Origin of the sequence: Blattabacterium cuenoti (genome assembly GCF_014252295.1) — a bacterium.
GTDB classification, from domain to species: Bacteria; Bacteroidota; Bacteroidia; order Flavobacteriales; family Blattabacteriaceae; genus Blattabacterium; species Blattabacterium cuenoti_V.
The window spans coordinates 389,681-411,250 of the sequence record NZ_CP059215.1; the positions used below are offsets into that span (position 1 = coordinate 389,681).

General features: G+C 27.2%; 37 protein-coding genes. All 37 read right to left on the reverse strand.

Annotated elements, in window-relative coordinates; genetic code table 11:
- Positions 1–45 precede the first annotated feature (45 nt).
- Complete coding sequence (gene rplQ / locus H0H40_RS01845) at positions 46–627, reverse strand: 50S ribosomal protein L17 (RefSeq protein WP_185868828.1); 582 nt, start codon at positions 625–627, stop codon at positions 46–48.
- A 15-nt stretch (positions 628–642) separates the two neighbouring features.
- Entirely contained in the window at positions 643–1,629 is a 987-nt protein-coding gene (locus H0H40_RS01850; RefSeq protein ID WP_185868829.1) for a DNA-directed RNA polymerase subunit alpha, read from the reverse strand.
- Between the two features lies 1 nt (position 1,630).
- Complete coding sequence (gene rpsD / locus H0H40_RS01855) at positions 1,631–2,239, reverse strand: 30S ribosomal protein S4 (RefSeq protein ID WP_185868830.1); 609 nt, start codon at positions 2,237–2,239, stop codon at positions 1,631–1,633.
- 30 nt (positions 2,240–2,269) lie between these two features.
- Complete coding sequence (gene rpsK, locus H0H40_RS01860) at positions 2,270–2,656, reverse strand: 30S ribosomal protein S11 (RefSeq protein WP_185868831.1); 387 nt, start codon at positions 2,654–2,656, stop codon at positions 2,270–2,272.
- Between the two features lie 15 nt (positions 2,657–2,671).
- Positions 2,672–3,052, reverse strand: coding sequence for a 30S ribosomal protein S13 (gene rpsM / locus H0H40_RS01865; protein ID WP_185868832.1), 381 nt, complete (start codon positions 3,050–3,052; stop codon positions 2,672–2,674).
- Positions 3,053–3,061: 9 nt separating this feature from the next.
- Positions 3,062–3,178, reverse strand: coding sequence for a 50S ribosomal protein L36 (rpmJ, locus tag H0H40_RS01870; protein WP_185868833.1), 117 nt, complete (start codon positions 3,176–3,178; stop codon positions 3,062–3,064).
- Between the two features lie 43 nt (positions 3,179–3,221).
- Entirely contained in the window at positions 3,222–3,437 is a 216-nt protein-coding gene (gene infA, locus H0H40_RS01875) for a translation initiation factor IF-1 (RefSeq protein WP_014726678.1), read from the reverse strand.
- 31 nt (positions 3,438–3,468) lie between these two features.
- A complete protein-coding gene (gene secY, locus H0H40_RS01880) occupies positions 3,469–4,845 on the reverse strand; it encodes a preprotein translocase subunit SecY (protein ID WP_185868834.1) in 1,377 nt (458 codons plus the stop codon).
- Positions 4,846–4,857: 12 nt separating this feature from the next.
- Positions 4,858–5,328 carry a 50S ribosomal protein L15 gene (rplO, locus tag H0H40_RS01885; protein WP_185868835.1) on the reverse strand — a complete coding sequence of 157 codons (471 nt, stop codon included), beginning with the start codon at positions 5,326–5,328 and terminating at the stop codon, positions 4,858–4,860.
- On the reverse strand, positions 5,321–5,815 hold the full coding sequence (gene rpsE, locus H0H40_RS01890; protein WP_185868836.1) for a 30S ribosomal protein S5: 495 nt from the start codon (positions 5,813–5,815) through the stop codon (positions 5,321–5,323). The genes rplO and rpsE overlap by 8 nt, the downstream gene beginning before the upstream one ends.
- A gap of 24 nt (positions 5,816–5,839) precedes the next feature.
- Complete coding sequence (gene rplR / locus H0H40_RS01895; RefSeq protein WP_185868837.1) at positions 5,840–6,163, reverse strand: 50S ribosomal protein L18; 324 nt, start codon at positions 6,161–6,163, stop codon at positions 5,840–5,842.
- Between the two features lie 20 nt (positions 6,164–6,183).
- On the reverse strand, positions 6,184–6,729 hold the full coding sequence (gene rplF / locus H0H40_RS01900; RefSeq protein WP_185868838.1) for a 50S ribosomal protein L6: 546 nt from the start codon (positions 6,727–6,729) through the stop codon (positions 6,184–6,186).
- A gap of 15 nt (positions 6,730–6,744) precedes the next feature.
- On the reverse strand, positions 6,745–7,134 hold the full coding sequence (gene rpsH / locus H0H40_RS01905; protein ID WP_317167215.1) for a 30S ribosomal protein S8: 390 nt from the start codon (positions 7,132–7,134) through the stop codon (positions 6,745–6,747).
- Between the two features lie 9 nt (positions 7,135–7,143).
- The gene (gene rpsN, locus H0H40_RS01910; protein ID WP_185868839.1) at positions 7,144–7,413 is read right to left on the reverse strand and encodes a 30S ribosomal protein S14; all 270 of its coding nucleotides are present in this window, start codon (positions 7,411–7,413) and stop codon (positions 7,144–7,146) included.
- A gap of 3 nt (positions 7,414–7,416) precedes the next feature.
- Entirely contained in the window at positions 7,417–7,965 is a 549-nt protein-coding gene (gene rplE / locus H0H40_RS01915; protein ID WP_185868840.1) for a 50S ribosomal protein L5, read from the reverse strand.
- Positions 7,965–8,189 (reverse strand): 50S ribosomal protein L24, encoded by a 225-nt coding sequence (gene rplX, locus H0H40_RS01920; RefSeq protein WP_185868841.1) that lies wholly within the window; start codon positions 8,187–8,189, stop codon positions 7,965–7,967. Before rplX ends, rplE begins: the two co-directional genes overlap by 1 nt.
- A gap of 14 nt (positions 8,190–8,203) precedes the next feature.
- Positions 8,204–8,578, reverse strand: coding sequence for a 50S ribosomal protein L14 (gene rplN / locus H0H40_RS01925; protein ID WP_185868842.1), 375 nt, complete (start codon positions 8,576–8,578; stop codon positions 8,204–8,206).
- 6 nt (positions 8,579–8,584) lie between these two features.
- Entirely contained in the window at positions 8,585–8,866 is a 282-nt protein-coding gene (rpsQ, locus tag H0H40_RS01930) for a 30S ribosomal protein S17 (RefSeq protein WP_185868843.1), read from the reverse strand.
- Positions 8,850–9,053 carry a 50S ribosomal protein L29 gene (gene rpmC, locus H0H40_RS01935; RefSeq protein WP_185868844.1) on the reverse strand — a complete coding sequence of 68 codons (204 nt, stop codon included), beginning with the start codon at positions 9,051–9,053 and terminating at the stop codon, positions 8,850–8,852. The genes rpsQ and rpmC overlap by 17 nt, the downstream gene beginning before the upstream one ends.
- Complete coding sequence (rplP, locus tag H0H40_RS01940; RefSeq protein ID WP_185868845.1) at positions 9,050–9,469, reverse strand: 50S ribosomal protein L16; 420 nt, start codon at positions 9,467–9,469, stop codon at positions 9,050–9,052. The genes rpmC and rplP overlap by 4 nt, the downstream gene beginning before the upstream one ends.
- A 6-nt stretch (positions 9,470–9,475) precedes the next feature.
- Positions 9,476–10,171, reverse strand: a complete 696-nt coding sequence (gene rpsC, locus H0H40_RS01945) for a 30S ribosomal protein S3 (protein WP_185868846.1) — start codon at positions 10,169–10,171, stop codon at positions 9,476–9,478.
- A 7-nt stretch (positions 10,172–10,178) separates the two neighbouring features.
- Entirely contained in the window at positions 10,179–10,568 is a 390-nt protein-coding gene (locus H0H40_RS01950; RefSeq protein ID WP_185868847.1) for a large ribosomal subunit protein uL22, read from the reverse strand.
- 10 nt (positions 10,569–10,578) lie between these two features.
- Positions 10,579–10,863, reverse strand: a complete 285-nt coding sequence (gene rpsS / locus H0H40_RS01955) for a 30S ribosomal protein S19 (RefSeq protein WP_185868848.1) — start codon at positions 10,861–10,863, stop codon at positions 10,579–10,581.
- A gap of 10 nt (positions 10,864–10,873) precedes the next feature.
- Positions 10,874–11,698: a 50S ribosomal protein L2 gene (gene rplB / locus H0H40_RS01960; RefSeq protein ID WP_185868849.1), complete on the reverse strand. Its 825-nt coding sequence runs from the start codon at positions 11,696–11,698 to the stop codon at positions 10,874–10,876.
- Positions 11,698–11,991: a 50S ribosomal protein L23 gene (gene rplW / locus H0H40_RS01965; RefSeq protein ID WP_185868850.1), complete on the reverse strand. Its 294-nt coding sequence runs from the start codon at positions 11,989–11,991 to the stop codon at positions 11,698–11,700. Before rplW ends, rplB begins: the two co-directional genes overlap by 1 nt.
- A 14-nt stretch (positions 11,992–12,005) precedes the next feature.
- On the reverse strand, positions 12,006–12,635 hold the full coding sequence (gene rplD, locus H0H40_RS01970; protein WP_185868851.1) for a 50S ribosomal protein L4: 630 nt from the start codon (positions 12,633–12,635) through the stop codon (positions 12,006–12,008).
- Positions 12,632–13,258 (reverse strand): 50S ribosomal protein L3, encoded by a 627-nt coding sequence (gene rplC / locus H0H40_RS01975; RefSeq protein ID WP_185868852.1) that lies wholly within the window; start codon positions 13,256–13,258, stop codon positions 12,632–12,634. Before rplC ends, rplD begins: the two co-directional genes overlap by 4 nt.
- 3 nt (positions 13,259–13,261) lie before the next feature.
- Positions 13,262–13,567 carry a 30S ribosomal protein S10 gene (gene rpsJ, locus H0H40_RS01980; protein ID WP_185868853.1) on the reverse strand — a complete coding sequence of 102 codons (306 nt, stop codon included), beginning with the start codon at positions 13,565–13,567 and terminating at the stop codon, positions 13,262–13,264.
- A gap of 6 nt (positions 13,568–13,573) precedes the next feature.
- Complete coding sequence (fusA, locus tag H0H40_RS01985) at positions 13,574–15,679, reverse strand: elongation factor G (RefSeq protein WP_185868854.1); 2,106 nt, start codon at positions 15,677–15,679, stop codon at positions 13,574–13,576.
- A gap of 11 nt (positions 15,680–15,690) precedes the next feature.
- The gene (rpsG, locus tag H0H40_RS01990; RefSeq protein WP_185868855.1) at positions 15,691–16,167 is read right to left on the reverse strand and encodes a 30S ribosomal protein S7; all 477 of its coding nucleotides are present in this window, start codon (positions 16,165–16,167) and stop codon (positions 15,691–15,693) included.
- Positions 16,168–16,171: 4 nt separating this feature from the next.
- Complete coding sequence (rpsL, locus tag H0H40_RS01995) at positions 16,172–16,549, reverse strand: 30S ribosomal protein S12 (RefSeq protein ID WP_185868856.1); 378 nt, start codon at positions 16,547–16,549, stop codon at positions 16,172–16,174.
- 68 nt (positions 16,550–16,617) lie between these two features.
- Positions 16,618–17,436, reverse strand: coding sequence for a type I methionyl aminopeptidase (gene map, locus H0H40_RS02000; protein ID WP_185868857.1), 819 nt, complete (start codon positions 17,434–17,436; stop codon positions 16,618–16,620).
- Positions 17,437–17,453: 17 nt separating this feature from the next.
- Positions 17,454–18,998, reverse strand: a complete 1,545-nt coding sequence (gene gpmI / locus H0H40_RS02005) for a 2,3-bisphosphoglycerate-independent phosphoglycerate mutase (RefSeq protein WP_185868858.1) — start codon at positions 18,996–18,998, stop codon at positions 17,454–17,456.
- 12 nt (positions 18,999–19,010) lie between these two features.
- Complete coding sequence (gene tsf, locus H0H40_RS02010; RefSeq protein WP_185868859.1) at positions 19,011–19,838, reverse strand: translation elongation factor Ts; 828 nt, start codon at positions 19,836–19,838, stop codon at positions 19,011–19,013.
- A complete protein-coding gene (gene rpsB, locus H0H40_RS02015; RefSeq protein WP_185868860.1) occupies positions 19,835–20,560 on the reverse strand; it encodes a 30S ribosomal protein S2 in 726 nt (241 codons plus the stop codon). The genes tsf and rpsB overlap by 4 nt, the downstream gene beginning before the upstream one ends.
- Positions 20,561–20,579: 19 nt before the next feature.
- On the reverse strand, positions 20,580–20,957 hold the full coding sequence (gene rpsI, locus H0H40_RS02020) for a 30S ribosomal protein S9 (protein WP_394366752.1): 378 nt from the start codon (positions 20,955–20,957) through the stop codon (positions 20,580–20,582).
- Entirely contained in the window at positions 20,957–21,400 is a 444-nt protein-coding gene (gene rplM, locus H0H40_RS02025) for a 50S ribosomal protein L13 (protein WP_185868861.1), read from the reverse strand. Before rplM ends, rpsI begins: the two co-directional genes overlap by 1 nt.
- Positions 21,401–21,570: the final 170 nt, after the last annotated feature.

Genomic DNA, 21,570 nt, shown 5'->3' on the forward strand with positions numbered 1-21,570 from the left:
GTTCCTCTTGAATCTAAGATCTGTCTAGCATGAATACTTTTAATTTTACTCATCATTCATTTTTTTTGTCTGTTTTTCTTCTACTACATCATTTATTTTTTTTGTCTGTTTTTCTTCTACTACATCATTCATTTTTTTTGTCTGTTTTTCTTCTACTACATCATTTATTTTTTTTGTCTGTTTTTCTTCTACTACATCATTCATTTTTTTATCTGTTTTTCTTCTACTACGTCTAACAGATTTTATTACTTTTTTGGATGTATAAATTTCATTAAAGTCTACTAACTCCATAAAAGACATAATTGATTGGTCTCCAAGCTTAAATCCAATTTTTATAATTCTAGTGTACCCACCAGGACGAATTCTAACTTTATCAAAAATAGATTTAAATAATTCTGAAACCGCTTTTTTATCTCTCAAATAAGAAAAAACATTTCTTCTGGAATGAACTGTATCAATTTTAGATTTCGTAATAATAGGTTCAATATATTTTTTTAAGGCTTTCGCTTTGGCTAAAGTAGTGAAAACTCTTTTTTCCTTAATTAAGGATGAAGCCATATTAGAGAGTATAGATTTACGATGTCCATATTTTCTTCCTAAATGATTATTTTTATTCCTATGATTCATCTATTCTTCTTTTCTTTATTTAAAATCTGACATATCCATTCCAAAATATAATCCTTTTTCTTTCATTTTACTTTCCAATTCATCTAAAGATTTTTTTCCAAAATTTCTCATTTTCAACATATTATTTCTGCTACAACTTACTAAATCTGCTATAGTTTCTATAGATGCATATTTTAAACAATTTTTTGTACGAACAGATAAATCCATATCATTTAATTTAGATTTTAATAAAGTCCGCATACGTAAAAACTCTTCGTCATATTTTTTATCCTTATTAATTTTTTCTTGTTTCTCTTTTCCTATTTTTTCATAAGAAAAAATAGAGAAGTATTGTATTAATATTTTAGATGCTTCCATTAAAGCTGATTTTGGACATATAGACCCATCAGTTTTAATTTCTATAGAGAGATTTTCAAAATCTGTCTTTTGCCCAACACGACAATTTTCTATTGTATATTTAACATTTCTGATAGGAGTATAAATAGAGTCTATAGGAATGGTTCCAATTAAATCATCATTATTTTTTTTATTTTCTTCTGCTGGAACATAACCTCTTCCTTCTTCAATTATAAAATTGATTTCTAATGAAACAGATTCATCCTTGTTACAAATAACTAAGTCTTTATTCAAAATTTGAAATCCGGAAATAAATTTGTTTAAAATACCTCCTGTAACTTTTTTTCCATGATTAATACATGCTTTTACTGTTTCTTTATGAGTTCCTGCAATTTTTCTTTTCAAACGAATTTTTTTAAAATTTAATACTATTTCAGTGACATCTTCAACTACACCCTCTATAGTTGAAAATTCATACTGAACTCCTTTAATCCTAATAAAAGTAACTGCAAAACCTTTTAATGATCCCAATAGAACTCTTCTTAAAGAATTACCTAAAGTAATTCCATACCCAGGTTCTAGTGGTTTTAAATGAAAAACACCTTTACTCTCTGACAATTCAGATATTGCAATTCTATCAGGTTTAACAAAATCTAAAATAGACATATTATTTTGAATATAATTCAACAATAAATTGCTCTTTAATATTTTCAGGGATTTGTTTCCTATTCGGCATTACTCGAAATATACCAAACATATTTTTTTCATCTAAAATTAACCAATCAAGAATTGAGCTTGTTTTTTTTTGAATAGAATCTAATATAACTGGATGTTTTTTTGATTTTTCCTTTACTCCTATTTTATCTCCAGGTTTTAATCTAAAAGATGGAATATTAACTACATGATCATTTACAACAATATGTCTATGAGAAACTATTTGACGAGCGGAAGATCTAGATGGAGCAAAATTTAGACGAAAAACTATGTTATCAAGACGACTTTCACAAGCTTGTAACAGAAGTTCTCCCGTAATTCCTTTTTTTCTAGAAGCTTCAAAAAACAATTTTTCAAACTGACCTTCTAATATTCCGTAAGTATATTTTGCTTTTTGTTTTTCTATTAATTGTATAAAATATTCAGATTTTTTTCCTCTACGACGATTATTTCCATGTTGTCCCGATGGATACTTTCTTCTATCAAAATATTTATCTTCTCCATAAAGAGATTCTCCAAACTTTCTAGAAATCTTAGTTTTGGGACCTATATATTTTGCCATAATTTTACTTTTGAATGAAAAAACATTAAATTATACTCTTCTTCTTTTTGGAGGACGACATCCATTATGTGGAAGAGGTGTTATATCCTTAATCATTGTGACTATAATACCAGAATTACTTAAAGCTCTTATAGCTGCATCTCTTCCTGATCCAGGTCCTTTTACTTTTACTTCTACTTTTTTAATTCCTGCATTTATAGCTTCTTTTGCTACATTTTCTGCTGCTATTTGAGCTGCATACGGTGTATTTTTTTTAGATCCTTTAAAATTCATTTTTCCAGCAGAAGACCATGCTATTACCTCTCCTTTTTTATTAGTTAGAGTTATAATAATATTATTAAAAGTAGATTGAATATGAGCTTCCCCTACAGAGTCAACAACTACTGATCTTTTTTTTCCTGATGATGATTTTGCCATTTAAAGATTATTTTATCATTTTGTAACTTTTTTCTTATTCGCTACAGTTTTTTTTCTTCCTTTTCTTGTTCTACAGTTATTTTTAGTTTTTTGACCTCTTAATGGTAATCCTTTTCTATGTCTAGTTCCTATATAAGATCCTATGTCCATTAATCGTTTTATATTAAACTGTATTTCAGATTTTAATTCCCCTTCTATCTTTACGTTATTAGATATGTATTTTCTAATTTTACTGATCTCTTCATCAGACCAATTTTCAACTTTTTTATTTTCATTTATACCAACAGAACATAAAATCATTTTTGATAAATTTTTTCCTATTCCATATAAATAAGTAAGAGCTATAACTCCTCTTTTAGATATAGGTATGTCTATTCCAGAAATTCTAACAGCCATATTTTTGTATTAACCCTGTTTTTGTTTAAATCTAGGATTTTTTTTATTAATAATCCGTAAACGTCCTTTTCTTCTAATAATTTTACAATTATCAGTCCTTTTTTTTAGAGAAGATCTTACTTTCATGATATATTTATGTATCTCATATTTAAAATAATAATAATAGGTTCTAGTATCTATAAGTTATTCTACCTCTTTCTAAATCATAAGAAGACATTTCCAACCTCACCTTATCTCCTGGTAATATTTTAATATAATGCATTCTCATCTTTCCAGATATATGAGCTTTTACTATACATCCATTTTCTAATTCAACACGAAACATAGCATTAGGTGAAGATTCTATGATTGTTCCATCAACTTCAATATGTTTTTGTTTAGCCATAATATTATTGTTTTTTAATATACAAAAAAAATTATAATCTAGTATTACGATTTTTCATCATCATTAATCCATCATAATGATAATTTAATAGATGAATATTCACTTGTTGTGAAATATCTAAAATAACTCCTACAACAATTAATAATGAAGTTCCTCCATAAAATAATGCAAAATTTTGAGTTATTCCTATACGAAAAACTATAGATGGGAAAATAGCTATTATAGATAACAAACAAGCTCCAGGTAATGTAATTTTAGATAGAATATTATCTATATATTCAGCCGTTTCTTTTCCAGGTCTTACTTTCGGTATATGTCCTCCATTTCTTTTTAAATCATCAGCCATTTGATGGACTGGAATTGTAATAGCTGTATAAAAAAAAGTAAAAATTATTACCAGTATAGAAATTGTTAAATTATACCATAATCCATATATATCTTGAAAAAGATGCAAAAAATTTTTAATTTTTATATTTTTTATGTAATCAGAAAAAGTTAGAGGAAATAACATAATAGCTTGAGAAAATATAATAGGCATAACTCCAGCAGAAGTCATTTTCAATGGAATATATTGATGTTTTTTTTGAATTAACTGACTTCCCAATTCTAAAGATCTATAATGAGAAACATATTGTACAGGTATTTTCCGAATAGCCTGAATAACTATAACAGTAAATAAAATAACCAATAACCACAATAAAAATTCAAAAAACAAAATTATTAATCCTCCATTTCCAATTCCCAACTTACTAAAAATCTCCTTTACTATTGCATCTGGGAAACGTGCTATTATTCCAGACATAATTATTAATGACATCCCGTTTCCTATTCCTTTATCTGTAATCTTATCTCCTAACCACATAGTAAATAAAGTTCCGGAAGTTAAAATTATTATTCCTATAGAAAAAAACATACTTTTACCATAAAAAGTATCTATATCAATTAGATAAGTTTTTTCATTGGATGAAAAAGGAATAAACTGTTGAGTTAAAGAAAGAAGATATACAGGTGCCTGTACTAAACAAATTCCTACCGTTAACCATCTTGTAATAAAATTAATTTTTTTTCTTCCATTTTCTCCATCTCTTTGCAATCTTTGTAAAGATGGAATAATGATACACATCAATTGAATAATAATAGAAGATGAGATATAAGGCATAATTCCTAAAGCTAAAATTGAAGCACGATTAAATGCTCCACCAGTAAAAGAAGATAAAATTTGCATTAATCCTTTAGATCCAGAATTAAATTTTTCCATAAAATCACTAATCCCTAAGGGATTAATCCCTGGAATAGGAATATATGCTCCAAATCGGTAAGTCAATAATAAACTTATAGTTATTATTATTTTTTTTCTTAGTTCTTTAATATTCCAAATTTTTTGAAAAAATGTTAAAAAATTATTCATAATAATTTTTTATCATATGGAAAATGCTTTTCCTCCTGATTTTTTTATAGATAATAAAGCTTTTTTACTAAATTTAGATGCAAATATCTTCAATGGAGAAGATAACTCTCCTCTTCCTAAAATTTTTACTAAATTACTTTTCTTTATTAAATTATTTTTTAATAAAATTTTCTTATTCACCACATCTCCAATTTTTCCTGTATTTACATATTTTTGAATTGTATCTATATTAATTAAAGAAAATTTACTACGTAGATAGTGTCTTCTAAATCCAAATTTAGGGATTCTCCTTTGAAGAGGCATTTGACCTCCTTCAAAACCTATTTTTTTAGAAAATCCAGATCTGGATTTTGCTCCTTTATGTCCTCTTCCACAAGTTCCACCTTTTCCAGACCCTTGACCTCTCCCTAATCTTAATTTTCCTTTATTGGATCCGTTTTTTGGAAACAATTGATTAGTATTGCTAATGTTTTTTTTATCCATTATACACTTTTTTTATAGAAATTCCTCTTTGCTTGGAAATAATATGAACATCTCTCATTTTACTTAACGCTTTAATAGTTGCCTTAATCACATTATGATGATTAGAAGATCCTTTAGATTTTGATAACACATTTCTTAACCCTGCTGCTTCAAGAACAGCTCTTAAAGGTCCTCCTGCTATAATTCCTGTTCCATCAGATGCAGGTTTAATAAGAACACGTGCTCCTCCATATTTAGCTTCTTGATCATGAGGAATAGTACCATTAAAAATACAAACCTTACAAAGGTTTCTTTTAGCCTGTTCTCCTGCTTTATGAATTGCATCAGGAGCTTCTTTTGACTTTCCAAAACCATAACCTACAACTCCGTTCTCATTTCCTTTTATAACAATAGCACTAAAACTAAAATACCTTCTACCTTTAGTGACTTTGCATACTCTTGTTACTCCAACCAATTTTTCTTTTAATTCCAATCCCGTAGATTTCATTTTATATTTTTTTATATTAAAAAATTAAAACTCTAATCCAATTTCTCTAATTCCATCAGCTAAAGATTTAACTCTTCCGTGATATAAATACCTTCCTTTATCAAAAATTAATTTTTTAATTTTCAATTTTTTTATTTTATTACCTATTAATTTTCCAACTTCATTAGATAATTCTGTTTTTGTTTTTTTGTAGTTATGAAATATTTTTTCTTTTGATGATGATGAAACCAAAGTTTTTCCAGAAACATCATCAATAATTTGAACATAAATGCCCCTATTACTTCTAAAAACAGAAATTCTAGGTCTATCTGATTTTCCAAAAATTTTTCTCAGTACTTTTTTTCTCATTTTTTATTAGATCAAAAAAATTAAGCGGATTTTCCTGTTTTTCTACGAATATCTTCTCCTAAATATCTTATACCCTTTCCCTTATAAGGTTCTGGAGGTCTAAAAGATTTAATTTTTGCCGCTATTATTCCTAACAGTTGTTTATCTTTCGATTGTAAAACTAAAATAGTATTTTTTCCTTTTTCAGATTTCACTTCAACGTGAACTTCCTCTGGAATTTGTATCATAATATTATGAGAAAATCCTAAATTCAAATCCAAAATATTTTTATTACAAGATGCTCTATATCCAATTCCCACTAACTCCAACTTTTTCATAAATCCTATTGTAACTCCTAAGATCATGTTATTAATTAAAACACGATATAAACCATGTAATGATTTAGTCAATTTATTTTCCTTAATTCTAGTAATTATTAATTGATTATCTTGAAAATTAAATTTTAATTTTTTAGAAACTTCTCGATTTAAAGATCCCAAAGGTCCTTTTACTGATATTTTATTATCAGATATCATCATGTTAACATTTTCGGGAATCAGAATAGGTTTTTTTCCAATCCTAGACATTTTAAAAAAAATTTATTAATATACGTAACATAATATTTCACCTCCTATTCCCTTTTTTCTTGCTTGTTTATCTGTTATAACTCCGCTTGAAGTAGAAATTATAGCAATTCCTAATCCATTTAACACACGAGGAATATCTTTACATTTACAATATTTTCTAAGTCCTGGCTTACTAATTCTGATTATTTTTTGAATAACAGATGTTTTTCCTTGATAGTACTTCAAAGCTATTTTAATAGTTTTTTTTTCTGTTACTTTTTTATAACCTAAAATATATCCATTATTTAATAGAACATTAGAAATCTCTTCTTTTATTTTAGAATAAAAAACTTCTAAAAGTCTGTGTTTTGCTAAACTAGCATTTCTAATTCTTGTTAAAAAATCTGCAATTGTATCCATAATTATTGATTTCATTTACCAACTAGCTTTCTTAACACCAGGAATCAGTCCTTGAGATACTAAACTTCTAAAAACAATACGAGAAATACCAAATTGCCGCATATATCCTCTACATCTCCCAGTAATAGAACATCTATTTCTTAAACGAACAGGAGATGCATTTCTAGGTAACTTTTGTAACAAATCATAATTTTTTGCTTTCTTTAACATCTTTCTTTTACTAGCATATTTCATTACTATTTTTTCTCTTTTTCTTTGCCTTGCCTTTACTGATTCTTTAGCCATTTTTTATTTTTTTTTAAAAGGAATTCCAAAAGAAGATAACAAATTTTTTGCTTCTATATCCTTTGTAGTGGAAGTTACAAATGTAATATTCATCCCCATATTTTTTTTAATTTTATCAATGTTTATTTCAGGATAAATTATTTGCTCTGATATTCCCATATTATAATTTCCATACCCATCAAAACTACTGTTTTTAACACCATTAAAATCTCTTACTCTAGGTAAAGAAATAAAAATTAATCTTTCTAAAAATTCAAACATCTTTGTTCTCCGTAAAGTAACTTTAATTCCTATAACCATTCCTTTTCTGAGTTTAAAACCAGACTCATCATGTTTAGAATAGCAAAAAACAGATTTTTGTCCTGTTATATTTGTTATTTCTTTCATAGAAAAATCTATGATTTTTTTATCAAAAACAGATAATCCAATTCCTTGATGAATAACTATTTTTTTCAATTTAGGAACCTCCATTACAGTTCTATATCCAAATTTTTTTATTAAATCTGGGACTATTTCTTTCTTATATAACTTTTGTAAGTTAGATTGATACATTACTTATTCAATTTTTTCAAATTGGATATATGAACAGGTGCCTCTTTTTCTATGATACCTCCCTTAGGATTTTTAATATTTGCTTTTAAATGTTTTTTTACCATATTTAATCCACGAATGATTACTTTATTTTTTTTCGATAAAACTTTCAAAACAACACTCTCATTTCCTCTATAATTTCCTGATAAAACTAAAACTTTATCTTTTTTTTTTATTTTTTTCATCACTATAAATATTTTCATAACACTTCTTGTGCTAAAGATATAATTTTCATATACTCTTTTTCTCGAAGTTCTCTTGCTACCGGCCCGAAAACTCTTGTTCCTATCATTTCTCCGGAGGTATTAATCAATACACAAGCATTATCATCAAAACTTATATAAGATCCATCTTTTCTTTTTCTTCTATTTTTTGTTCTAATAATTACAGCCTTACATACTTGACCTTTTTTAATGGAATTTCCTTTTCCTGGAGTAGCTATTTTTATAGTAACAATTATAGAATCTCCTAAAGATGCGTATCTTTTTTTAGTACCTCCTAACACTCTAATTACTAAAGCTTCTTTTGCCCCCGTATTATCTGATACTTTGCAAATGGATTCTTGTTGCAACATATATCATTATTTATTTAATATAGAAACTAAACGCCAACACTTATTCTTACTTACAGGACGTGTTTCCATAATACTAACTATATCTCCATTTTTAGAAATATTTTTTTCATCATGAACCATATACTTTTTTTTCTTCGTAATACTCTTCCCATAATATCTATGTTTTACTTTTTTAATTTCAGATATTATAATAGTTTTATCCATTTTATCACTTATAACTATTCCTTGTTTCTGTTTTCTACTATTTCTACATTTTTTTATAGTGGATTGTTTATTTTTTCTTATCATTGATTATTTTTCTATTTAACTCCGTTTTCAATTGAGCGATTCTCTTCCTAAGAATTCTAATTAACAAAGGATTTTTTTGATTTTTTATGGAATGAGAAAATTTCATTTTTTGAAATGTATTTTTATCAACACTAATTTTTTGAATCAAATCTTTAATAGATAAAGTTTTAATTTCTGAGTTTTTCATATTTTTATTTCATTAGAAAAAATAAATTTCATCTTTATAGGAAGTTTTTGAGCTGCCAATCTTAAAGCTTCTTTTGCTATATTCATCTCCACTCCGTCAATTTCAAATAAAATTCTTCCTGGTTTAACTACAGAAACCCAAAACTCAACAGGACCTTTTCCTTTTCCCATACGTACTTCTTGAGGTTTCTTTGTTGCAGGTTTATCTGGAAATATATTAATCCAAAGTTTCCCTTCTCTTTTCATGTATCTTGTAGCGGCTACTCGTGCTGCCTCTAATTGTTTCGATGTAATCCAAGATCTTTCTAAAGACTTTATTCCATATAAACCTCTAGTAAGAGAGTTTCCTCTATTAGAATTCCCACGAATTCTTCCTTTTTGTTTTTTTTTATATTTTGTCTTCTTTGGCTGTAACATAAAATACTATTTCTTTTTTCTGTGAACATTTTTATTCCCCTTTTGTTTTTTTTGTATTCCTAATAAAGGAGATAATTCCCTTTTTCCATAGATTTCTCCTTTCATGATCCATACTTTAATTCCTATACTACCATAAACAGTATGAGCTACTGCCATATGATAATCTACATCAGCTCGAAAAGTTCCAAGAGAAATCCTTCCTTCTTTATAAGTTTCACATCTAGCCATTTCAGACCCATTAAGTCTTCCAGAAATTTGAATTCTTATTCCCTGGGCACTCATTCTCATAGCAGAAAGAATAAATAATTTAATCGCTTTTTTATACGAAATCCTATTTTCTAATTGTCTAACTAATCCTTTTGCTACTAGTGGAGCATCTAATTCTGGACGTTTAACCTCAGATATGTTGATTTGAACTTCTTTTTTAGTAAGTTTTTTTAATTCTTTTCTAACTGTATCTACTTCATCACCTCCTTTTCCTATTACAAGGGCTGGACGTGATGTACGAATGGTAATGGTTATAAATTTTAAAGTTCTTTCAATAAAAATACGAGAAACTATTCCTTTAGGAAACCTAGCTTCTATATATCTTCTTACTTTAAAATCTTCTTTTATTCTATCCTTATAATTGTTACACCAACTTGATTGCCATCCTGTAATAATACCAAGACGATTAACGATTGGATTTGTTTTTTGTCCCATATAAAAATTACATTTTTTTTCTTTTTCCCAAAACAGCTATAATATTGCTAGATTTTTTTTTAATTTTATGCCCTCTTCCTTGAGGAACAGGACGTAACCTTTTCAAGGTTTTGCCTTGATTTACTCTAATTTCCTTTATATATAAGGAAACTTTTTTTTCATTTTCATTTCTAAAATCAGAATGAGATTCGTTATATTTTCTTTTCCAATTATCCCACAATGAAAGAAGCAACTTTCTTAAAGAGAAAGATATTTTCTTTTTACTACTATATCTTAATAGATCCAAAGCTTCTTGGATTTCTTTATTTCGAATCAAATTTACTACCAACCTCATTTTTCTTGGAGAGCTTCTAATTCCGTTTAGAGAAGCAGAAACTACATTACTTTCTTTTTTCATGTTTATTGCATCAACTCTTGATTTTCAATTTATTTTTAGATCCTGAATGTCCTCTAAAAGTACGAGTAGGAGCAAATTCTCCCAATTTATGTCCAATCATATTTTCAGTTATATACACATTAATAAATTGTTTTCCATTATGGACAGAAAACGTTTGTCCTACAAAATCAGGTAAAATAGTAGATGGCCTAGACCAAGTTTTAATAATAATTTTTTTATCTAATTTTATATTATTCAATACTTTTTTATATAATGTGTGAGATACATAAGGACCTTTTTTTAAAGATCTTCCCATAATTAAAAATTTATTTTTTTCTTCTTTGCAAAATATATTTATTAGAATATCGTTTTTTAGAACGAGTTCTGAATCCTTTGGAAGGTTTTCCCGTTCTACTTCTTGGTATTCCTCCAGAAGCTTTTCCTTCTCCTCCTCCCATTGGATGATCTACAGGATTCATTGCTACCCCCCTAGTCCTAGGTCTTTTTCCAAAATTTCTTTTCTTTCCTGCTTTTCCATACGTTTCCAATTGATGATCAGCATTAGAAACAACTCCAATCGTAGCCATACATTTAATCATAATCATTCTCATTTCTCCAGAAGGCAATTTAATAGTAGCATACTTATCATCTTTTGCAGATAATTGAGCAAAAGAACCCGCACTTCTAGCTATTCTAGCTCCTTTTCCAGGAATAAGTTCTACACAAGATATGTTAGTTCCTAAAGGGATTTCACTTAAAAAAGTAGAATTTCCTATATGAAAAGGTATATTTTTTCCAGAAACAACCTCTTGTCCTATTTTTAATCCATCTACCGCAACTATATATCTTTTTTCTCCATCTTTATAATAAAGTAATGCTATAAAAGAAGATCTATTAGGATCATATTCTATAGATTTTATGATAGCAGGAACTCCAAACTTTCTTCTTTTAAAATCTATCTTTCTATATTTTCTTTTATGGCCACCTCCAGAATAACGTATAGTCATTTTTCCTGTATTATTTCTTCCACCAGACTTACATTTTCCTTTAACTAAAGTTTTTTCGGGGTGATGAACTGTAATATCATCAAAACAATTTACTATTCTAAAACGTTGACCAGGTGTAATTGGTTTTAATTTTTTAATTGACATTAAATTTCTTTTTTATTAAAAAAATCAATTTTCTGGTTCTTTTCAATGTGAATAATTGCTTTTTTCATTTTATTAGTTTTTCCGCAAAGAAATCCTTTTTTAGTATATTTAGACTTATCCTTTTTAGGATAAATCATGGTTTTAACATCTTTTGCAGAAAATCCAAAAATTTTCTTAAATTCTTTTTTTATTTGAATTTTATTAGAATTCACGTTTACAGAAAAAATACAAGAACTAACTTTCTTTTTTTTTTTAGAATCTTTTTCTGTAAGAAAAGGTTTTATAAAAATCATAAAACATATAAAATTTATATAGATAAAAATCTATGAACTTTTTTTATTGAATTTTCAAAAAAAATAATATATGGAAAATTCAACAATAGATAACAATTCAATTCATTTACATTTATCAATTTTAAATTTTCTAAATTTCGTGATGATAAATATAAATTATTATTTTGTTTTCCAATAACCATCAATAATTTTTTATTATTCAACTGTAAAGATTCCAAAATTTTCAAAATTAACTTAGTTTTTGGAACATTTAATTCAATATCTTCAATAATCTTTATCCGATTACATAATAATTTCTGTTCAATAATAAATTTTTTTACACTATTTTTAGTATTTCTATTTAATTTAGGAAAATATTTTTTAGGTCTTGGTCCAAATACTCTTCCTCCTCCTCTAAAAATAGGATTTTTAATATTTCCTTTTCTAGATCCTCCAGTTCCTTTCTGTCTGTGCAATTTTTTAGTACTACCAGATAACTCTCCCCTTTCTTTAGATTTATGTGTACCTTGACGTTGAGTAGATAAATATCTTTTTATTTCTAAATAAACAGGATGATTATAAGATTTTTTCAAAAAAATATTTTCATTAAACTCTACTTCCTTATTAGTACAATTTCCTTTGATATCTAAAACTATTAATTTCATTTTTTTTTACTAATTATTAAATATGACTTTTTATTTCCAGGAACAGATCCCTTCAAAATTATCAAATTTTTATAATTATCTATCTTTAATATTTTTAAATTTTTAATAGTAATACTCATTTTTCCTGTTCTTCCTCCCATTTTTTTGCCTTTAAAAACACGTGAAGGGTCAGAACCTGCTCCTATAGATCCAGGAGCCCTTAAACGATTATGTTGTCCATGACTCTTTTCTCCAACTCCTGAAAAGTTATGTCTTTTAACAACCCCTTGAAATCCTTTCCCTTTAGAAATTCCTTTAACATTAACTAATTCTCCTTCTTGAAAAATATCTAAACTTATCTTAGATCCTATATTGAAATTAGATACTGAATTTACCTTAAATTCTAATAATTTTTTTTTCGGAGACAATCCAGATTTTTTAAAATGACCCAATAAAGGTTTATTTGTTTTTTGATTTTTTTTTTCATCAACACCAAGTTGAATTGAAGAATACCCATCATTCTTCATTGTTTTTATTTGAACAATATAACAAGGATTTACTTGTATAACAGTACAAGGGACATTTTTCTCATTATTCAAGAAAATACTCGTCATTCCGATATTTTTTCCTATTAATCCAAACATTTCTTATACTTTTATTTCCGCTTCAACTCCACTTGGCAACTCTAATTTCATTAATGCATCCACTGTTTTAGATGATGCATTATGAATTTGCAAAAGCCTTTTATGAGTAGGAAGAAAGAATTGCTCTCTTGATTTCTTATTTACATGTGGAGAACGTAACACCGTGAATATTTTTTTTTCAGTAGGAAGAGGAACAGGTCCATTCAATACAACTCCAGTTGGTAAAACAGAATTTACAATTCTTTCAGCTGATTTATCCAATAAATTATAATCATAAGACTTTAATTTTATTTTTATATCATGACTCATAAATACTTATTTTTTTGTTTTTTTATTACGATTTTCTATAATAATATTGTCTATTACATTAATAGGAGCAGCCTCATAATGAGAATACTCCATTACAGAAGTTCCCCTACCAGAAGAAAGAGTTCGTAAGACTGTGACATATCCGAACATTTCAGATAACGGAACTAAAGCCTGAATGATTTTTACATTATTTTTAGTATTCATATCTTGAACAATTCCTCTTCTCCGATTTAAATCTCCTATTACATCTCCCATATTTTCTTCCGGAACAATTACTTCTAATTTCATAATTGGTTCTAATAAAACAGGTTTAGCTTTTTTAGCAGCTTCCTTAAATCCCAATTTTCCCGCTATTTCAAAAGATAATTGATCAGAATCAACAGAATGATAAGATCCATCTAAAATAGTTACTTTAACGCTATCTATTTCATATCCAGATAAAGGTCCATTTTTCATCATTTCTTTGCATCCCTTTTCTATAGAAGGAACGTACTCTTTAGGAATGTTACCTCCTTTTATTTTATTAATGAATACCAATCCGGATTTTCCAATGTCTCCTGGTTCTAATCTAAACAATATATCTGCATATTTTCCTCTACCTCCTGTTTGTTTTTTATAAATTTCTCTATGTTCTACAGAATGAGTCAATGCTTCTTTATATTCAACTTGTGGTTTTCCTTGATTTACCTCTACTTTAAATTCTCTTTTCATACGATCTACAATTATTTCTAAATGAAGTTCTCCCATACCAGAAATAATAGTTTGTCCTGTATATGGATCTGTTCTTACTTGAAAAGTTGGATCTTCTTCCATTAATTTATATAAAGCTAAACTCATTTTATCAATATCTGATTTGAATTTAGGTTCAATAGCTAAACCAATAACTGGATCTGGAAATAGTATATTTTCTAATAAAATTGGATGTTTTTCATCACATAGAGTATCACCTGTTTTGATATCTTTAAATCCAACTACAGCAGCTATATCTCCAGCTCCAATTTTTTCTACTGGATTTTGTTTATTTGCATGCATTTGATATATTCTAGAAATCCTTTCTTTATTTCTAGATCTTGCATTAAAACTATAAGAACCTGATTCTACTTTTCCAGAATAAACTCTAAAAAAAGCTAAACGACCTACAAAAGGATCACTTGCTATTTTAAAAGCTAAAGCTGAAAAAGGTTCATTTTCATCTGGTTTTCTTATCTCTTTCTTTTTACTAATAGGATGAATTCCTATTATATCTCCCACTTCTAGTGGAGAAGGTAAATACCTGCATATCGCATCCAGCATAGTCTGGACACCTTTATTCTTAAAAGAGGAACCACACAAAATAGGAATAATTTTCATTTTTATTGTATTCTTTTGTAAAGAATGAATAATATCTTCTTCTGATATAGAATAATTATCATATAAAAATTTTTCCATTATCACATCATCATGTTCAGATAAAGCTTCAATAAGCTTATTATGGTAATCACTAACTGAATTTTTCATATCATCTGGTATAGGATATTCTTCATATGTCATTCCATAGTTCTTATCATTCCATTTTATAGCTTTATTTGCTATTAAATCAATTACTCCTACAAAATCATCTCCACTACCAATAGGTATTTGTAATGGAATAGAATTAGCTCCTAAAATTTTTTTTATTTGATGACAAACATCAAAAAAATCAGCACCTTGCCTATCCATCTTATTAACAAAAGCTATTCTAGGTATTTCGTATTTATCTGCTTGTCTCCACACTGTCTCAGATTGCGGTTCTACACCATCAACTCCGCTAAATAAAACAACCATTCCGTCTAAAACCCTCATCGACCTTTCTACTTCTACAGTAAAATCTACATGACCTGGAGTATCTATAATATTAATTTGATATTTTCTATTATTATACATCCACTCACAAAATGTAGCAGCAGAAGTTATAGTTATTCCACGTTCCTGTTCTTGTTTCATCCAATCCATAGTAGCAGCTCCATCATGAACTTCTCCTATTCTATGATTGATCCCCGTATAAAATAAAATTCTTTCTGTAGTAGTAGTTTTCCCTGCATCAATATGAGCTGCAATTCCTATATTTCTCGTATATTTTAAATTTCTTTCCATAAAAAAAATTACTAAAATCTAAAATGTGAAAATGCTTTATTAGATTCAGCCATTTTGTGAATATTTTCTTTTCTTTTAACAGCTTCCCCTTGTTCACGAAAAGCGTCCCATATTTCATATGCTAATTTATTTGCCATAGTTTTTTCATTTCTAATAGATGAAGAGGATATCAACAATTTCATGGACTTTGTTATTTTACTATTAGGTGAAATAGGAACAGGAACCTGAATATTAGATCCACCCATACGACGACTTCTTACTTCTACATGAGGCATTGCGTTTTTCAATCCTTCTTTCCATATATCTAACGCAGATTTTTCCTCTTTTTCTTTTATTGCATCTATTTTATTCATAGCGTTATAAAATATTTTATACGCTATATTCTTTTTTCCATTTTTCATTAAATGATTAACAAAACGTGTAACAAAGGGATCATTGAATTTTGGATCTGGTAAATAAACCTTTTCTTTTTTTCTCACTTTTCTCATCGAATCAACTTTTTTTAACTATTTTTGCCCCATATTTACTTCTACTTTTTTTTCTTCCATTTACTCCAGCCGTATCACGAGCTCCTCTCACTATTTTATATTTTACACCCGGCAAATCTTTAACTCTACCTCCTTTAACTAATACGATAGAATGTTCTTGAAGATTATGTCCTTCTCCTGTTATATAACTAATAACCTCTCTTCCATTTGTAAAACGAACACGAGCTACTTTTCGCATAGCTGAATTTGGTTTTTTTGGAGTTGTAGTATAAACTCTAGTACAAACTCCTCTCCTTTGAGGACAAAATTCCAAAGCAATAGATTTCCTCTTTTTAGGAACAGAAGATCGACCTTTTCTAATTAATTGTTGTATAGTTGGCATGTTCTATATTTAATCTGCAAATTATGCTATTTAACGAAAAAAAACAACTAAATTTCAACAAATTAACACTAAAAATCAATTTTTTTATTTTGAAAGATATCCTCTTCAAATGATTTAATATTAAGTTCTTTATAAATATAACGAAAGGTAGAAAGCAAGCAAGGTGATCCATTTACAATAGCTACATTATGTTCATAATGTGATGACACCTTACCATCTAAAGTTGTTATAGTCCATCCATCCTCATGAAATAAAATTTCAGATTTTCCTATATTTATCATAGGTTCTACGGAAATAACAAATCCATCTCTCAATCTAACTCCTTTCCTTTTTTTCCCAAAATTAGGAACATGAGGTTCTTCATGCATTTGTTTTCCTATTCCATGTCCTACAAGATCTCTTACAACATTATATCCATTTTTTTCAACATAAGACTGAATAGAATAACCTATATCTCCAACGCTATTTCCAGTTTTACATTTAGAAATTCCAATATATAAAGATTTTTTAGAACAATTTAAAAATTTTTTTATTTCTTTAGAAACTTTTCCAACCTCAAAAGTATAAGCATGTTCTCCGTAAAATCCATTCATATAAACTCCACAATCTATAGACAAAATATCTCCATTATGTAAACAAGACTTATTAGGAATACCATGTACTACTTGATAATTTGGAGATACGCATAAAGTATTTGGAAATCCATATAAACCTAAAAAAGCTGGTTTTCCACCATGATCACGAATAAAAATTTCTGCAAGTTTGTCTAAATAAAGAGTATTTATTCCAGGTTTAACCTCTTTAGCTAACATTCCTAATGTTTTAGAAGCTAAAAAAGCACTTTTTTTTATTAAAATTATTTCTTCGATAGTTTTTAACTGGATCAAAACATAACTATTTTTTCCTATATTTTGTTATGATCAATGATCATAGATGATCCAGTCATAATATTAGGAATAGGGATACCCATTAATTGAAGAATAGTAGGAGCAACATCTGATAAAGATCCTTTTTTCTTTAATAAAAAATTTTGTTTGTTTATTTTTTGATCTAAAATAATGAAAGGAACTAAAGATGTAGTATGTGTTGTATTTGGACTTCCATCTGGATTAATCATACAATCTGCATTTCCGTGATCCCCCACAATGATAACTATGTATGAATTTTTTATTGCTTCTTCTACGCAAGATTTCGTATAAAAATCAACAAATTCACAAGCCTTTATTGTTTTGTCCATTTTTCCAGTATGACCGACCATATCTGGATTTGCAAAATTTAAACAAATGAAATCTGAAATTTTTTTATTTAATTCAGGAATAATTTTTTTTACAATATTTTTCGCACTCATTTCTGGTTTCAAATCATAAGTAGACACTTTCGGAGAAGAACAAATAATTCTAGTTTCTTTATCAAAAGGAGTTTCTCTTCCTCCGGAGAAAAAAAAAGTAACATGTGGGTATTTTTCTGTTTCAGCTATACGAATTTGTTTTCTCCCTTCTTTTTCCAAAATTTCACCCAATGTATTTATTAAATAATCCCTTTCAAAAAGAACACTAACATTTTTATATTTAGGATTAAAACAAGTCATAGTTATATAATGAGATAAATTTATTTTTCTTAAATCTGAATAATCTAAAAAAGAATCATTATCATTCAAGAATTCTGTTATTTGTCTAGATCGATCTGATCTAAAATTAAAACAAAAAACAACATCTCCATTCTCTATTTTTGCAACAGGAACACCTTTATCATCAATAATTATTAAAGGAGATAAAAATTCATCTGTAATTCCATTTTTATAAAATTCTTCAATAGAAGAAAAAACATTTTTAGTATAAAAACCTTTTGAATGAACCATTGCATTATACGCTTTATTAGTTCTTTCTAATCTTTGATCTCTATCCATTGAGTAATATCTTCCTGTAACAGTAGATAACTTTCCAACATATTTTTTGGTTTTTTTTAAAAGCTCTTTAATGTAGAAAATGCTCATTCTTGGAGACGAATCTCTACCATCTGTAAAAACATGTATAAAAACGTCGTTTATTTTTTTTTCATGTGCTATTTTAAGCAAATAGAAAAGATGATTCATGTGTGAATGAACACCTCCATCTGACAACAAACCAATAAAATGAATTCTTTTTTTACGTATTTTATCAAAAATAGGATTAATTTTTTTCCTAAATAATCCATTTTCAATAGATCTATTTATTTTTTCTAAAGTTTGAACAACTTTCCGTCCAGATCCTAAATTCATGTGTCCAACTTCAGAATTTCCCATTTGATTTTTAGGTAAACCAACATAAGCCCCTGAAGCTTCCAATTTGCTAAAAGGATAGTTATCACAACAATAATCAATAAATGGAGTATAGGCTTGTTCTATAGCAGAACAATTAATAGAAGAAGATATCCCCCAACCATCTAAAATTATTAACATTAATTTTTTCATCTACTGAATTTATCAAATTACAATTCTTTTAAATAAATTAATTTTTAAATGCTTATTATTATCAAACTTATTTAAATATTCTTGAACATTTATATTATTATTTCTTACAAATTTTTGATTTAAAAGAGTATTATTGATAATAAACTTTTGAAGTTTACCTTCTATTATTTTCTGTTTCATTTCATCTGATTTGATTTCTTTTTTGATCTGACTTTTTATAACATCTATTTCCTTTTCTATTACAGAATTTGGTATTTCTTCTTTATTTATAGATATAGGATTCATCGCTGTGATATGCATTGCTATGTTTCTAGCAGCGTGCATATCAATATCAGAAGAAAACCCAACTATAGTTGCTATTTTATAGTTATTATGAGTATAATCTATTACAAATGGAGAATCTATTCTTTCAAAAAATTTTAATTCTATTTTTTCTCCTGAAACTCCCATTTCCTTGATAATTAAATCTTTTATTTTCATTTTTTCATTTTTATGAAAAAAACTATCTAAAAAATCTTTTTTATTGTAAAAATTTAAAGATTTCTTTGATAACATTAATAAAAAATTTAAAAATTCTTGGCTTTTTGAAAGAAAATCAGTTTCACAAGTAAGACCTATAATAGTTCCTGTTGTATGGTTACAATTCACAGTAGAAATTACAGATCCTTCTTTTACTTGAAAAGTAGAACGATTTATTGCAATTTTTTCTCCTTTTTTTCTTAACAGATGAATAGCTTCTTCTATATTTCCATTTGAACTTATCAAAGCTTCTTTACAATCCATAATTCCAATTCCTGTTAACTTTCTAAGTTTATTAATTTGATACACAGAAACTTTCATAATTTTTTATTTATAGAATTTTTATTTTCACGTTCACTTTGATTAATCATAATTCCATTATGAATAGCCTTTGTTACATATTTTAAAATAATATCTATAGATTTAGATGAATCATCATTAGAAGGAATGGGAAAATGAATCTCATTAGGATCTGTGTTTGTATCTACCATAGCAAATATTGGTATTTTCAATATTTTAGCTTCCGTTAAAGCTATTTTTTCTTTATTTGGATCTACCAAAAAAATACCACCTGGTATATGATTCATATTTGAAATACTCCCTAAATTTTTATGTAGTTTTTCATACAATCTATTAATTAATAATCTTTCTTTTTTTGACAAAGTATTAAAAGTTCCATTTTTCTTCATTTTCTCTATACTATTCATTTTTTTCACAGATTTTCTAATAGTTGCAAAATTTGTTAAAAAACCTCCAAGCCATCTTTCTGTTACACATGGCATATTTATACTTTTTGCATAAAAAAAAACCTTTTCTTTAGCTTGATCTTTAGTTCCTACTAGCAATATTTTTTTTCCAATTGTTGCTATCTTTTTTAATTCATTGCAAGCTTCTTCTAATTTTAAAATTGTTTTTGATAAATCTATAATATGAATTCCACCTTTTTTCATAAAAATAAAAGAACGCATATTAGGATTCCATTTACGTGCAATATGTCCAAAATGAACTCCAGCCTTCAGTAATTCTTGAGTGTTAACTTTCATTTTATTTCTCAATTTTTTTCTATCTTTTTGAAAATTGATATTTTTTTCTCGCTTTTTTCTGACCAAATTTTTTTCTTTCAACTTCTCTGGAATCACGAGTTAACAATCCTTCGGATTTCAATTTTTTTCTATTCTTCATATCTAATTGACAAAGTGCACGAGAAATCGCAAGACGAATTGCTTCTGCTTGTCCATTAAAACCACCTCCTAGTACTTTTACTTTTACATCAAATTGATCCAATTTATCAATAATCTTAATGGGATACAAAATTTTTTGATAAACGTATTTTGGAAAATATTGATCAATTTTCTTTTTATTAACAACAATTAATCCTTTTCCTGGTTTTAAATATATTCTAGCAAGAGATCTTTTTCTTCTTCCTATGGTATGATATATCATGATTTTAATAAAATAGGTTTTTGAGATTCATGTTTGTGTTGAGATTTATGATACACATGCAATTTTTTCAAAATTAAATGTCTTAAACGATTTTTAGGAAGCATTCCTTTTACTGCTTTGTGTATTAAAATCCTGGAATCTTTATCAAACAAATTTTTAACAGAAGTCGTTTTTTGTCCCCCTGGGTATCCAGTATAATGAATATACTCTTTATTATTCCACTTTTTTCCGGTAAGTCTAATATTATTAGAATTAATCACAATTACATGATCTCCACAATCTATATGAGGAGAAAAAAAAGGCTTATGTTTTCCTCGTAAAATCAAAGCTATTTTAGAAGAAAATCTTCCAAGAATTTGATCAGTAGCATCCATTATTAACCATGACTTGACTATTAAATTTTTTTTGATTGAAACTGTTTTTAAACTTAATGAATCCATTTTCTTTTTATTGTAACCTGTAATATAATAAGAAATTTTAAGAATATTTATACTAAATGACTTTTTGGCATAAAAAACTTTTTTTTCAAAAGCTTTTTAATGTCATACATTATACTTGGTTATTTATAAAAAGTTTTATTTTCATTAATGGCATAATGATTGGAGATCTA